This is a genomic window from uncultured Roseobacter sp. (assembly GCF_947493125.1).
Taxonomy (GTDB): Bacteria; Pseudomonadota; Alphaproteobacteria; order Rhodobacterales; family Rhodobacteraceae; genus Roseobacter.
The window spans coordinates 48,501-61,092 of the sequence record NZ_CANLQB010000016.1; the positions used below are offsets into that span (position 1 = coordinate 48,501).

Below are 12,592 nucleotides of genomic sequence, written 5' to 3' on the forward strand. Positions count from 1 at the left end.
CGGGGGATGCCATGGCTGACACGACCCTCGACCAGAGCATGGCAGAGGCCACGCCCTTGCGCTTTTCGACCCGTGCCGCGATCACCCATGCGGTGCTGATCCTGGGCGCGCTGATCGTGCTTTTGCCCTTTTACACGATGCTCAGCCTGTCGCTTAAGGCGCCGCACGAAATCATGCAGCAGACGGGTGGTTTTCTCGGCAGCCAGGAGCTGTTCCGCGATGATTTCTGCATCAAGCTGGGCAACGCAGTGCAGGACTGCATGGTCAATCCGATCATCTATAACTACGCAACCGCCTTCGAGAAAGCGCCGCTGTTGCGCTACTTGCTGAATGGTCTGATCGTCACTGTTTCGATCTTTGTCATTCAGGTGATTGTGGCGCTGCCTTGCGCCTATGCCCTTGCAAAACTTCGATTTTGGGGGCGTGAGGCTGTGTTTGCCCTGGTTCTCTTCTGTCTCTTGATCCCGGTCCATGCCATCGCGCTCCCGCTGTATATCATGCTGGCAAAGGTGGGGCTGACGAACACCTACGCCGCGCTGATCATCCCCTGGACCATCAGCGTTTTCGGCATTTTCCTCATGCGCCAATTCTTCATGACCGTGCCGGATGATCTGATTGACGCGGCCCGCATGGACGGGATGAGCGAATACGCCATCATCTGGCAGGTCATGCTGCCTACCGCGATCCCCGCGCTCATGGCATTCGGAATATTTAGTGTCGTGGCCCACTGGAACGACTATTTCTGGCCCCGCATCGTCATCACCGGCAACCGCGACCTCTTCACCCCGCCCCTCGGCCTACGCGAGTTCAAAGGGGACGCCGACGGCGACAATTTCGGCCCCATGATGGCCACCGCCTGCATCATCGTCACACCGCTGATCGTGTGTTTCCTGCTGGCCCAACGCCGCTTTATCGAGGGGATCACACTGTCTGGAATGAAGTGAGGGGCGTGCCGCCCCTCACCCCATCTATCCCGGTCCGGGATTTATCACTGGGGTCTGCCAATCGCCAAACCGCCAGGCCCCGCAACAGGAGAGAACCTAATGTATCGTACTGCAACCGCAATGGCCTTGGCGCTCAGCGCAACCGCCGCCATCGCCGAGGACAAGATCGTCGTCGAGTTTGCCTACCCCTACAGCCACCTCTTTGACCTGACCTATAAGGCGATCCTGCCCAAGTTCTACGAGGCGCACCCGAATATCGAGATCAAGATGCGCGCCACCTACGAAAGCTACGAGGACGGCACCAACACCATCCTGCGCGAAGCGGTGGCCGGCACGCTGCCCGACGTCACCATGCAGGGCCTGAACCGTCAGGCGATTCTCGTCGAAAAGGGCATCGCCAAGTCGCTGGAGCCCTTTATCGCCGCCGAAGAAGATTTCGCCAAAGACGGGTATCACAAGGCGATGCTCGACCTCGGCACCTTTGACGACGAAGTGCACGGGCTGCCCTTCTCGATCTCGCTGCCCGTCGGCTACTACAACATGGAAGTGATGGCCAAGGCCGGCTACGACGAGACCAACCTGCCCACAACATGGGAAGAGGTTGTGCAGGCCTGCGTCAACCTGCGTGAGGCCGGCGTCGACAACCCGATGTTCTGGGGCTGGAACATCACGGGCAACTGGTTCCTGCAGGCTCTGATGTGGAGCCAGGACAAGCCGACCGTTCAAGACGCCGATTTCCAGCTGGACACGGACGAGGGTCTGACGGCGCTCACCACGATGCAGACCATCTTCCGCGGCTGCGAGATGCAGAACCTGGAATGGAAGACCGCGCTTGCGTCATTCTCGGCCGGCGATCTGGGCATGATGTATTGGTCGACCTCTGCCGTGGGTGCGGTGGAGCGCGCCATGGGCGACTTCACTCTGGTGACAAGCGAGTTCCCGGGCATTGAGGCCTCCGGGCCCATGGGCCTGCCAGCGGGCGGCAACTCGGCCATGCTGGTGTCAACCTCGGAAGACCCTGCGGAGCTCGAAGCGGCCTGGGCCTGGCTCAAGTTCATCACATCGGGCGAGGGGGCTGCGGATGTGGCGCGTACCACGGGCTACATGCCGCCCAACCAAGCCGCAAACGAGATCATCCTCGCGGATTTCTATGCCGAGAACCCGGCCAAAGCGACCGCCGTGCGTCAGCTGCCGCTCTTGCGCGAATGGCAAGCCTATCCCGGCGACAACGGTCTGGCTGCAACGCAGGTGATCTATGACGGGCTCGAAGGCATCGTGACCGGCGAGTTCGACGACATGGAAGAGCTGCAGGAAGAACTGGCCGAAGAGGTGCAGGACCTGCTGCCCTCCGGGTCCTGATCCCGCAAATATGGCATGGGGGGCATGTCGTGCCCCCCGGTACCCCTCGCGAGACTGAGGCGACACCTATGAAACTGCTGCACTTCACCGACATTCACCTCACCAAAAAGGGCGACACCATTGGTGGGCGTGACCCGAACTCCAACTTTGCCAAGGGTCTGAAACATGCGCTCGACTTACACGCGGATGCGAAGGCCATCTTTGTCACCGGCGATCTGTCCGATTGGGGCGATGCAGAGGATTATGTCCGGCTCAAAGCCCAAGTGGCAGACCTGCCGTTGCCCGTTCACTTGATGATCGGCAACCACGACGACCGCCCAACTTTTGCGCGAACATTTCCCGACCTCTTCAACGACGACGGCTTTGTCCAATATGCAGTACCTTTGTCGATCGGCACTGCGCTGTGCCTCGACACGTGGGGGCCGGACACCCACGCCGGGCATTATTGCGAACGGCGCGCGGCCTGGCTGTCGGCCCAATTGGAGCAGGCGCCGGGGCCCATCTGGATTTTCATGCACCACAACCCGGTGCCCATTGGCATCGCGCCGATGGACAAGATCATGCTGCTCGATGCCGACCGGTTTACCGCGGTGGTTGCCCCGCATCGCGACAAGATCCGGCACATTTTCCATGGCCATTGCCATTTGCCGCTGACGGGATCGCTGCACGGCATTCCTCTGTCCGCACCACGCGGTACAAACCATGCCGGATGGCCCGATTTCAACGCGACCCGCCTGTTGTCGGGGGCCGCCCTGCCCGAAGCCTACGGCGTCATCCTGGCCACAGAAACCACCACGCTCGCCCATATGGTCGAGTTCGGCTACACAGGTGACGTCGTGCACGAAGGCTCGCCAGAATATGCGAACTGGGATCGGATGACGATGGTCCGGTAGGCAGAAAGACCTTCTGTCGACGAAACTACAAAAGGCCATCTAAAGCCGTATTGCGAATTCTACACTTCATCGGCGATACAGCGTTCATTTTGCCTGGATGCGGTCAAAGTGGCTGACCAGTTTAACTTAGCCAACTGGGTCCGTGGACATTCTACGAATTGTCTGCATTCACGAAGGTGCACCGCTGGTAGCGAAGGCCAAAGAGGGCTAGAGTAGCGCGTGCAGAAGTATTTTGATGCGCTTACTGAAACATGACACTATGCACGTAGTAGTCCAGGCTCGTGTCAAGGGCCTCTGGATTAATAGCAGTGATGCGCAGTCCAAGGAGTTGGGTTTCTGGGTGGAGTTACTCCGCAAATCGCCCGTTCCGGTCCTCGCTAAACCTGAGTAGCACCCACCAACCGCCAATGTCCGCTATCCGGCTGCTATCGCAGCATCGATAACCACACTATCATATTGAAGGGGTCAGCTTTCCGTTCAGGATGGAGCCGCTGACACGCCTTGAAGAGGTTGGCGTCTATACGACGAAGTGGACGATGTATGACCATCACGGAACGAACATCAATTCGCCCAATCATTTCATCGAAGGCGGTGCAGCCGCGCACGAGCTTGATGTTCAGACGTTCTTTGCGCCGCTCGCCGTTATCAACCTCGTTAATCTTGCGGCAGATGACCCCGACACGGCGCTGACCGTCGACGACATCCTTGCTTGGGAAGAGGCGCATGGCCGCCTTCCTGCCGGAGCCGCAGTCTTTCTTCGGGCGGATTGGGATCGCTTTGCAGGCGACCTCGAGAAGCACCTCAACCGGGATGCGGACGGCGTGCGCCACAATCCCGGCTTCTCGGCCGAGGCGGCCAGGTTTCTGGTCCAGGAGCGTGACATCGTCGGCATCGGCGTGGAAACCGTCGCGGTCGACTGGGGGCCGGATGCCGACTTCCAAACCCACAAGATCATTCATGCCGCGGGCAAATGGGCGCTTGAGAACCTGACCGGCCTCGACGCGGTGCCGGAGGCGGGCGCGACACTGATCCTCGGTCCATCCAAGGTCAAGGACGCCTCGGGCGGCATGACGCGTGTGCTGGCGGTCTGGTGAGGGAGGCGGACATGTCCACGCCTGATACCGCTGTTACTGCACTGATCATTAGCCATGTGAGGCCCGGTCACGAAGACGCGCCGGATGCCAAGATCGCTGACATTCTTGCGCTTGCGTCCAAGGCCGATGGATATCTAGGCTCCAGTGTTCTTCGCGGGACTCAGGGCGGTCAGCCGCAGCTCTACGTGGTGCTGCACTTCGCGACCCGCGCGGCATGGGCGGCCTGGCGTGAGACGCCGCAAGCCCAACCGTTGCTGGAAGACGCGCTGCAACACGTCAGCGAGGCTCCAGAAGTGAAGCTCGCCGATGGGTTTGCCGGTTGGTTCGATCTACCCGCAGCCCCAATGCCGGTCGTGCCCGCGAAATGGAAGATGGCGGTCGTCACCTGGCTTGCGATCTTCCCGATCCTGTCGGTGTTCCTGACGGGCACCGCGCCACTGATGGGCGACTTGCACCCCATCGGGCGACTGTTCCTCAATACCCCGATCATTGTGCCGCTGATGACCTGGCTCATCATGCCGGGAATGACACACCTTTTCCGCCGTTGGCTGTTCCAGTCGCACGCGACTTAATAGAAAGGACTCGTCATGAAAGCCGCCATCTACACTGAGACGGGCACGCCCGACGTCCTCAAGATCGTCGATCTGCCAAAACCTTCCCCTGGCGACGGCGAAGTGCTTGTGCGCATCCATGCCTCTGGCATCAATCCGTCCGACACCAAGACTCGCGCCGGTCTGTTCCCTTTGCCGGAAGGCTGGGAACGGATCGTGCCGCACAATGACGGCGCGGGTATCATCGAGGCTGTTGGCGCTGACGTTCCGGACGCCCGTATCGGTGAGCGGGTTTGGCTGCACACGACGCAATGGGGTGGGTTTGACGGCACCGCGGCCGAGTACACGGTGGCACGTGCAGATCGTGCGGTCCGCCTGCCGGACAATGTCAGCTTCGACGCGGGAGCGACCTTTGGTGTTCCGCTCCTGACAGCCGGGAACGCCGTGTCCATGAATGGCCCGGTCGATGGCAAAACCCTCCTCATCCAGGGCGGTGCAGGCGCGGTCGGCAACTAAGCCATCCAGATTGCAAAGGCGAAGGGCGCGCGCGTGATCGCCACGGTCAGCTCGAAAGACAAGGCCAACGCGGCAAGCGAGGCTGGAGCCGAAGCCGTGGTCAACTATCGCGATGAGGACGTGGCGGCTCGGATTGCGGATCTGACGAACGGGTCAGGTGTGGATCACCTCATCGAGGTCAATCTCGGCATCAACGGTCCCGCACTTGGTGATCTGATGGCTCCAAATGGCTTCGTCGCTGTTTACGGGTCGGACTGGTCTTCCCCCACTTGAGTGGTCCTCCGCTTTCCTAAACATAGCGGAGGACCACTCAAGTGGGGGAAGACCAGTTCCGTTCCCGGATCTCGAAACCACGCAGTCGCTTATCAGCGACGATGGTCAATGAGGAGCAAGGCCATGACGACGCCAATCCTGATCAACAAATCAGCGCTCCGGCGTGCTGCCCTTCTCTGGGCAGCCGTCTTTCCCCTCATCACTCTGGTGCTGGCCCTCACCGGGCCGGTCATCGGGAACTGGCCGCTGATTGCAAGAACGCTGGTTCTGACGTTGATCGTCGTCCCGCTTCTGAACTTTCTGATCATGCCGCATCTGATGGCGCGCTTCGGCCACTGGGTCGAAGCGGGCTGAGACAATCCACGACCGAAAGGACTGAAACCATGACACCGCACGCACAAATTACCGAAGGCATGAACTCATGGTTCGCGGCTTGGAACATCGGCACAAACGCATTCGATGTCGAGAAGCTGCGCCCGCTGTTCTCGACCGGCGAGATCCATGTCGTTGACAACTTCGACGATAAGGTCGTGGTGCTAAAAAGCTTTGACGCCTACGCCCGCACCTGGACCTTGTCGGGGTTCCGCAGCTGGTCCATCGCGCCCATCGGAAAGCCCCAGATCCGCATATCGGGCGACCTGGCCGTCGTGACATTTGTTTTTGTTGGTCATGGACCCTCAACCGACGGTGCCAAAGTGTCGGCAGCGCAGCACGGCACACATGTCTGGGTGCGCGAAGGCGACGGATGGCGGATTGTGCACGAACACCTCACGACCGATACAGTCGAGAGCGCTACGAAGTCATTGGCTTATGCCACCTAAGTGGCAGAAAAGCGAGTGAGTGCGAAGGCTCAGGAGCGGGCTTTGGCCAGGCGGCAATGGTCAGTATATTGGGGCTCGAAGCCCCTCCTAGTGGCAGAGAGGTGTTCAGCCGTCGTTTGCGGCCGGGCTTGGCGGTGTGATCTGCGCGCGCTGTCCGTCGTCCTCTCCCGGGGGACCAGCGAGGCTTGCGATGCGCACCCAGGCGGTTCCGGCGACTATGATGCCGCCGATGATCGCAAAAGCGAGTGTCCAGCTTTCGCTCGCCCCGCCGATTTCGGAGAGACCTCTGATCGCGGAGAATCCTGCAATGCCGGCCGGCGCGGCGTAGAGCGCGCCGATGGCGAGACGGATCGGAACGGACTGCACTTTGGCGAAAACGACTTGTCCGATCAGGAGCGTGAAGACGCCCGCGAACAGGCCCACAAGTATCGCCACGATGAGACTGGTTTCGGTGTCGTAGAGATACAGGCCAACGGTCATGGCGACGAAGAAAGGCAGCGCGTAAACGGCAAGACTGAACAGGACGTAGACGAGGACGCCCAGTCCAATGATGCTCAGAAATGCGGACAAAAACATGGGCGGTCTCCTCTCATGGATTGCGCCGCCACCACCGCCATGGCGCTGACAAAGCATAGCACAATTGCGCTGTTCTCGGAATATTCCAATGCAGCGCAACGCGATGCGAAATGCGCATCACGGGTCATGACGACCCACCTTTCTAGTGCCGGAAATCGTAGAGCGGGATGCCGAGCGCCTTGGCCTTGTCAGCGAGATTGTCGGAGATGCCCGAGCCCGGGAAGACGATAAGCCCGATGGGCAAAGTCTCAAGGAGCTGGTCATTCCGTTTGAACGGGGCGGCTTTGCCGTGGCGGGTCCAGTTCGGCTTGAAGACGATCTGCTGACACTTGCGATTGTCGGCCCAGCACGCCGCGATGCGTTCAGCGCCCTTGGGCGAACCGCCGTGAAGGAGCACCATGTCCTCGTGCTTGGCGCGGACCCGGTCGAGCGCCGCCCAGATGCTTGCAGTGTCGGTGACGTCCTTCCCGCCGGTGAAGGCGATCTTCGTGCCCGTCGGCAGGAGTGGTTCGAGATCGGTTTTCCGCTTGGCGTCGAGATAATCGCGGCTGTCGATCAGAGCGGCGGTCATGTGCTTGCGGTTGACCTGCGAGCCTGACTGCGGGTGCCAGGTCTGCCCGAGATGGGCCTCGAAGAGATCGGCGGCGAGATCGCGCATGCCCTCATAGGCGTTGCGCTGTTCAGTGAGTGTGAGCCCTTCGGCCACCAATTGCTCCAGCGCAACCGACCGAACTTCCGAGCCATCCTGCTGGCGCTGGCAGCGCCTCTGGGTTTGCTCATTGTCGTCAAGCCTCCGGTCGATCCGAGTGGCCATGCGGTGGAAGACGTTGGTCGTAGATCAGAGCAGGTCTTCAAGATCGGGTTCCAGCCCGGTGTCTCCGAAAGCGACTACGAGGGCGTCGAAGATGTCCGTCATGGCGGCTTGGACAGTGTCCGGTTCAGGCAGCGGCCTCGGATCGAGTTCGTCCGAGAAGGGCCGATGTCCGAAGAGTTGAAGTTCGTCGAGCACCAGGGCGGTTGTCGAGCGGGCTTGCGGTTCGTGCAAGGTCATGGTGTTGGTCTCCTTCGCTGTCTGACCGCGCCTCGCGCGGCCTTCACGGGCGACGGGCAAGCGGAGGCCGATCGGGCCTGCATCCCGCGTTCGCGGGACCGGAGCGTCAGCGGAGGATGGCGAAGGCGGCGCCGTTTTGACTCGCGATGCAAAGCCGGGCTTGTCCGGCGGCGGAAAACGGGGCCGCCGCAGCCATTGTCGGACCGGGCGGTCTGCGCTCCGTCTCGCCCCTCTCGGAAGGCCGTGGGCGCGGCTCTTGCCGCAGGGTGAGCGATACTCCTCTGGTTCGAACGGCGTGTTCCCGTTGAGATCAGCCGGTGCACTCAAGCACTCGCTCTGGAGTGTCGCTGCTCACCAGTTGCGCCCTGAGATTATCGCGCAGCCGATCGATGCCAAGTGCGCGGAGATCGTCGTTGAAATCGCCGCGTGCGGGCCGCAGCATGATTGTCTCGATACCCGCCTCAGACGCCCTGTCGCGCAGCCTGTTCGCAGCAATACGTCCCGTCTTGTCGGCGTCGACGGCAATATAGAGACGCTGCACCCAAGCTGCGGGCTGGTAGGCTGCAAGATGATTGCCGGAGAGCGCCGCTGCGACTGACATTCTCGGCAATGCCTGCCGCAAGGAAAGCATGGTCTCGAGACCTTCTCCAGCGGCGATCACGCCGCAGGGTGGACCCATATGCACGGCGTTTCCGAGTAGATGGCCCATCGCCTTGCGGTTCGGATCGAGCGGGGCTTTCGTGGCCGTGTCCGGATCGAGCCAGGTCCGATGCAACCCGGTAAGCGTTCCGTCCGTGTCGGTGATCTTGGCAATGAGTGCTGGCCATATCTGACGCTCAAGCTGTTCTGCAGCGGCAGGCAATTGATAGTAGCACCGGGGATGGAACCGGAGCATTGGTAGTCCCTGCAAGTCTGCGATGCCGCGCTGATTAAGATATCGCTCGGCCAATGTGTTTGTGATCGGTGAAGAGATAGCCCAGAGCCGTCGTGCCGCCTCTGGTGAGCCTGTCGGTACGGGCGGCAGTGTCTCGTGCCGAGGAGGATCAGGTCTCGGCAGGCTGAGAAACCGTCGCGCTTCGTCGAGCGTGTCTCGAAGGGTCGAGAGATTGAGGTTGGCGGCAATGAGGTCCAGCAAATCGCCGTGCTCGCCTGTGGCGGCATCGGTCCATTTTCCCGCGGCGCTGGGGCCGGATGAAGGTCCGGTGAGCCGGACATAGAGACTGCGCCCCGGCGTGTTCTGGACGTCACCGACCAGCCAATAGCGACCATTCTTCCTGCCGTTCGGGAGATAGTGACGGCAGACTTTTTCCGCCTCGCGGCTAAGCTTCTGCGCCAGGGATGATGCCGGACTGTCCATGGACGCCTCCAGTGCTTGCGACAAAAAAGGGCCTGCCGCGTCCGACAGGCCCCAGGTCGAGGGAGTTTGGGGGGAAGACATCCCTCGGTTGTGGTCGCTGGTTTCCGAGAGGGTTGGGCGAAGGCGGCCCCGGCGATAGCCAGATCATCGCCCAATCGGCTGAAATCCACCATCGACCGAGGGCCGCCGGACACCTGTCGCTATGCGACTACTCTGCAGCTTCGAGGGCGACTGCCTTGTCGTCCGCCGGTTCTGCATCCGGCGCAATGTCGCCATCATCGACGATCTCGAACTCCGGCTCATCGGGCTGTTCGACCAGCGGCGGTGTGCGGAGCGGCTCGGGCAGGCAGTCGCTCCCGGCCAGCAGTTCTTCGGCAGCCTCGACCATGTCGGGCTTCTTGAACCCGGCGATCCGGTCCGCGTCCTTGTCACCCCTTGCCTCACGCACGGCGGCGAGGATTTGCGCCTTGGTCACGCGGCCAAGATAGCTGTCCGCCGTCGGCGTCCAGCCCACTTTGGCCATGTCGAGACCGAGCGTGCCCGCCAGCACGTCCGCATGGGCGATCTGGCGCGGTTTCCGGTAATGCGGCTCCTGCACCGCGTTCACCGTCATTGCCACGCAATGGGCGAAGAGCGCGTCGCGGCTGTCGCTGTCCCATTCAGCCAACACATCCCAGAGGTCTTCCGGCTCCTTCGGCAGATTGCCCGCCCAGGTCTCGATGCCCAGATCGATCGACTGCACATATTGCAGGTTGATGCCGGCGAGTGGCGCCGGGAGCTGGCGCAGATAGGCCGCTGGCGCGCCGACGAGGCTCGCCAGCTGGCCGAAGCTCCAATGGGTCGGCGCGACCGGCGTCTCGGCGTCCGGCAGGACGAGCGCCAGCTTCTCTGGATCGTCGCGATGAGCCTCGACGCGGATCGCGGCGCTCTCGACCGTCCGCGTCTTGCTCCGCACGGCGCGGCCCTTCACCGAGGCGTAGAGGTCCGAGAGCGAGAGGTACCTCTCGTCGTCGGGCCGCGAGAACCACTCGTACGACACCCGCCCGTTATGCCCGCCGCGGGAAACATCCACCTTGTAGCCGTCGCTCTCGGGGCGGCCGTTCATGATTTCGATCACTGTCATGGCTTATCTCAAGGACGGGCGGTCCGAGAGCCTTTCTCTCGACCTCCAAACCCGTCACGGCGACAGCCGCAGGCCTCTCACTCTAAAGGGGGCGTTGCGGGGTCTCCCCGCAGAAGGGGTCGGGCGAGACTACCGGCTCGGCCGCAGGGGAAGGCCTTCCCCTGCTGGGTATCCTTCTCTTCCAACGGTCTCGTTTCCAAATTCCAATCAACACCCTGTTGACTTCCAATTGTCATCATTCATAGTTCCAATCTACTGAACGGAGGTACAGGTGTACGAAAGGTTTGTTGAGCATCGCGCGATCGAAGCGCTGTCCGATACGCCGGTTGTGCTCATCGTTGGCCCTCGCCGGGCTGGGAAGACCACGCTTGTTCAAAAGATGAGCGACAAAGGCCGGACCTATATCACCCTGGACGATCAGACAGTGCTCGATGCCGCACGCTCCGACCCGGCCGGGTTCATTAGGGGCCTCGACGCCGCTGTTGTCGATGAGATTCAACGGGCGCCCGAACTGTTACTGGCGATCAAGAAGGCGGTGGACGAAGACTATCGTCCCGGACGCTTTCTCCTTACGGGCTCAGCCAACGTCATGACTTTGCCCAAGGTCGCAGATAGCCTCGCAGGCCGCATCGAAACCATCGAAATGCTGCCCCTTGCGCGGGCTGAGATCGAAGGGCGCGTCGAGACGTTCCTTGACCGGCTTTTCGAAGGCGCGCTTGAGGGAGATCAAGACGCGATTGTTGGCGATGAATTGGTGCGTCTGGTTCTCCTCGGCGGATTTCCAGAGGCCATTCGGCGCGATAGCGAACGTCGGCGGCAGGATTGGGCACGCTCTTATCTCACGTCGGTTCTGACGCGTGACCTGAAGGAAATTGCCGAGATCGAAAAACTGACAGAACTACCAAAATTCGTGCGGCTCCTTGCAGAGCATTCCAGCCAGTTGGTGAACTACTCGCAATTCGGGTCCAGCATCGGAGTGAGTCACAAGACAGGGCAGCGTTATGTGGCGCTGCTCGAACAGGTGTTCCTCGTCTCGACCCTGCAGCCCTGGTACACCAATGCGCTAAAGCGTATCGTCAAGACGCCAAAGATCCATTTTCTCGACACTGGCGTGCTGGCGACGGCACGCGGATTGACCTTCGACCGAGTGAAAGCGGATCGAAATGTGTTCGGCGCACTGCTCGAAACGTTCGTCTTCTCCGAAATCATGAAGCTGATTTCAGCGTCGGAGTTACGTCTCTCGCCATATCACTTTCGTGACCAGCAGATGCGCGAGGTCGATATCGTATTGGAGCGAGACGACGGCATGATCGTCGGCATCGAAGTGAAAGCCAGCGCAACAGTAAAGTCCAAGGATTTTGGCGGATTGCGGACGCTGGCCGAAGCGTGCGGCGACCGCTTTGCTTACGGCGTTGTGCTCTATGACAGCGCCGAAATGGTGCCTTTTGGTGACAAGCTGGCTGCTGCGCCGCTGTCATCGCTGTGGGGATGAGGTCGATTCGTGTGAGAAAAATGAAAAACCAGAATCGGTCATCTTCACGAAATCTGATATCTAGTCAGTGGCTGACGCTGAGTACCGCAAATTGAGCGCGCCAGTTCCAACATCGCCATCAGGCGGGGGCCAATGCAGCGCTAGACGGCTTTGAATACCAGATCGGAGTCTCAGTGCTGACAGCCTTGAGACTGATGCTGATCATGAAGTCGGCGACCCAGATTACACTCGAACCTGCGAACGAAGAGGATCTGGAGTCTGACCTCGAACCGGCTACACCGGGCCGCGTCCAGCCGAGCGCAAATATGACCGACGGCTATAAACTTGTTGTTCAAGTCAAACTCCGGAATACAGGGCCGTGGTCGATCGCTGCATTCGATGCGCTGCTTAAGCATGGTAAAAAGCGTCGACCAGCAAGGCACCATCTTGATGACCCCGGCACGCGCTACTTGTTGACCACCAACGCCTGGTCTTCCCCCACTTGAGTGGTCCTCCGCTATGTTTAGGAAAGCGGAGGAAAGACATGGCCAACAAGCGACCAA

Annotated in this window: 13 protein-coding genes and 2 pseudogenes; 11 read left to right on the forward strand and 4 right to left on the reverse strand. The window is 60.7% G+C overall.

Annotation, left to right across the window (positions count from 1 at the left end; translation table 11 throughout):
* Positions 1-38 precede the first annotated feature (38 nt).
* From Q1A71_RS22875 to Q1A71_RS22915, 9 genes are all read left to right on the forward strand, one after another.
* Positions 39-944 (forward strand): carbohydrate ABC transporter permease, encoded by a 906-nt coding sequence (locus Q1A71_RS22875; protein WP_299682486.1) that lies wholly within the window; start codon positions 39-41, stop codon positions 942-944.
* A 99-nt stretch (positions 945-1,043) separates the two neighbouring features.
* Complete coding sequence (locus Q1A71_RS22880) at positions 1,044-2,303, forward strand: extracellular solute-binding protein (RefSeq protein WP_299682438.1); 1,260 nt, start codon at positions 1,044-1,046, stop codon at positions 2,301-2,303.
* A 68-nt stretch (positions 2,304-2,371) separates the two neighbouring features.
* Positions 2,372-3,196 (forward strand): phosphodiesterase, encoded by an 825-nt coding sequence (locus Q1A71_RS22885; protein WP_299682441.1) that lies wholly within the window; start codon positions 2,372-2,374, stop codon positions 3,194-3,196.
* A 482-nt stretch (positions 3,197-3,678) separates the two neighbouring features.
* On the forward strand, positions 3,679-4,290 hold the full coding sequence (locus Q1A71_RS22890) for a cyclase family protein (RefSeq protein ID WP_299682444.1): 612 nt from the start codon (positions 3,679-3,681) through the stop codon (positions 4,288-4,290).
* 11 nt (positions 4,291-4,301) lie between these two features.
* On the forward strand, positions 4,302-4,862 hold the full coding sequence (locus Q1A71_RS22895) for an antibiotic biosynthesis monooxygenase (protein ID WP_299682447.1): 561 nt from the start codon (positions 4,302-4,304) through the stop codon (positions 4,860-4,862).
* Between the two features lie 15 nt (positions 4,863-4,877).
* Positions 4,878-5,357 (forward strand): alcohol dehydrogenase catalytic domain-containing protein, encoded by a 480-nt coding sequence (locus tag Q1A71_RS22900; protein ID WP_299682450.1) that lies wholly within the window; start codon positions 4,878-4,880, stop codon positions 5,355-5,357.
* A 9-nt stretch (positions 5,358-5,366) separates the two neighbouring features.
* Positions 5,367-5,630 carry a zinc-binding dehydrogenase gene (locus Q1A71_RS22905; RefSeq protein WP_299682489.1) on the forward strand — a complete coding sequence of 88 codons (264 nt, stop codon included), beginning with the start codon at positions 5,367-5,369 and terminating at the stop codon, positions 5,628-5,630.
* 123 nt (positions 5,631-5,753) lie between these two features.
* On the forward strand, positions 5,754-5,984 hold the full coding sequence (locus Q1A71_RS22910) for a hypothetical protein (protein WP_299682453.1): 231 nt from the start codon (positions 5,754-5,756) through the stop codon (positions 5,982-5,984).
* Positions 5,985-6,013: 29 nt separating this feature from the next.
* Positions 6,014-6,451, forward strand: a complete 438-nt coding sequence (locus tag Q1A71_RS22915; RefSeq protein WP_299682456.1) for a nuclear transport factor 2 family protein — start codon at positions 6,014-6,016, stop codon at positions 6,449-6,451.
* Between the two features lie 105 nt (positions 6,452-6,556).
* Here the strand turns inward: Q1A71_RS22915 and Q1A71_RS22920 are convergent, their stop codons facing one another.
* From Q1A71_RS22920 to Q1A71_RS23730, 4 genes and pseudogenes are all read right to left on the reverse strand, one after another.
* Entirely contained in the window at positions 6,557-7,027 is a 471-nt protein-coding gene (locus tag Q1A71_RS22920) for a hypothetical protein (protein WP_299682459.1), read from the reverse strand.
* Positions 7,028-7,169: 142 nt separating this feature from the next.
* A pseudogene (locus Q1A71_RS22925) lies at positions 7,170-8,078 on the reverse strand (DUF2493 domain-containing protein).
* Between the two features lie 310 nt (positions 8,079-8,388).
* Positions 8,389-9,435 carry a toprim domain-containing protein gene (locus tag Q1A71_RS22930; RefSeq protein ID WP_299682462.1) on the reverse strand — a complete coding sequence of 349 codons (1,047 nt, stop codon included), beginning with the start codon at positions 9,433-9,435 and terminating at the stop codon, positions 8,389-8,391.
* A gap of 742 nt (positions 9,436-10,177) precedes the next feature.
* Positions 10,178-10,558: pseudogene (locus tag Q1A71_RS23730) on the reverse strand (DUF932 domain-containing protein); the annotation flags it as partial.
* 271 nt (positions 10,559-10,829) lie between these two features.
* Between Q1A71_RS23730 and Q1A71_RS22940 the strand changes: the two are divergent.
* Positions 10,830-12,050, forward strand: a complete 1,221-nt coding sequence (locus tag Q1A71_RS22940) for an ATP-binding protein (RefSeq protein WP_299682468.1) — start codon at positions 10,830-10,832, stop codon at positions 12,048-12,050.
* Between the two features lie 173 nt (positions 12,051-12,223).
* Positions 12,224-12,535: a hypothetical protein gene (locus Q1A71_RS22945; RefSeq protein WP_299682471.1), complete on the forward strand. Its 312-nt coding sequence runs from the start codon at positions 12,224-12,226 to the stop codon at positions 12,533-12,535.
* The last annotated feature ends 57 nt before the right edge of the window (positions 12,536-12,592 follow it).

What these genes read in the sequence shown, in the direction of transcription:
- Q1A71_RS22875 (WP_299682486.1), top strand. Translation starts at nt 39, where the DNA reads ATGGCAGAGGCCACGCCCTTGCGCTTTTCGACCCGTGCCGCGATCACC.
- Q1A71_RS22880 (WP_299682438.1), top strand. Translation starts at nt 1,044, where the DNA reads ATGTATCGTACTGCAACCGCAATGGCCTTGGCGCTCAGCGCAACCGCC.
- Q1A71_RS22885 (WP_299682441.1), top strand. Translation starts at nt 2,372, where the DNA reads ATGAAACTGCTGCACTTCACCGACATTCACCTCACCAAAAAGGGCGAC.
- Q1A71_RS22890 (WP_299682444.1), top strand. Translation starts at nt 3,679, where the DNA reads ATGGAGCCGCTGACACGCCTTGAAGAGGTTGGCGTCTATACGACGAAG.
- Q1A71_RS22895 (WP_299682447.1), top strand. Translation starts at nt 4,302, where the DNA reads ATGTCCACGCCTGATACCGCTGTTACTGCACTGATCATTAGCCATGTG.
- Q1A71_RS22900 (WP_299682450.1), top strand. Translation starts at nt 4,878, where the DNA reads ATGAAAGCCGCCATCTACACTGAGACGGGCACGCCCGACGTCCTCAAG.
- Q1A71_RS22910 (WP_299682453.1), top strand. Translation starts at nt 5,754, where the DNA reads ATGACGACGCCAATCCTGATCAACAAATCAGCGCTCCGGCGTGCTGCC.
- Q1A71_RS22915 (WP_299682456.1), top strand. Translation starts at nt 6,014, where the DNA reads ATGACACCGCACGCACAAATTACCGAAGGCATGAACTCATGGTTCGCG.
- Q1A71_RS22920 (WP_299682459.1), bottom strand. Translation starts at nt 7,027, where the DNA reads ATGTTTTTGTCCGCATTTCTGAGCATCATTGGACTGGGCGTCCTCGTC.
- Q1A71_RS22930 (WP_299682462.1), bottom strand. Translation starts at nt 9,435, where the DNA reads ATGGACAGTCCGGCATCATCCCTGGCGCAGAAGCTTAGCCGCGAGGCG.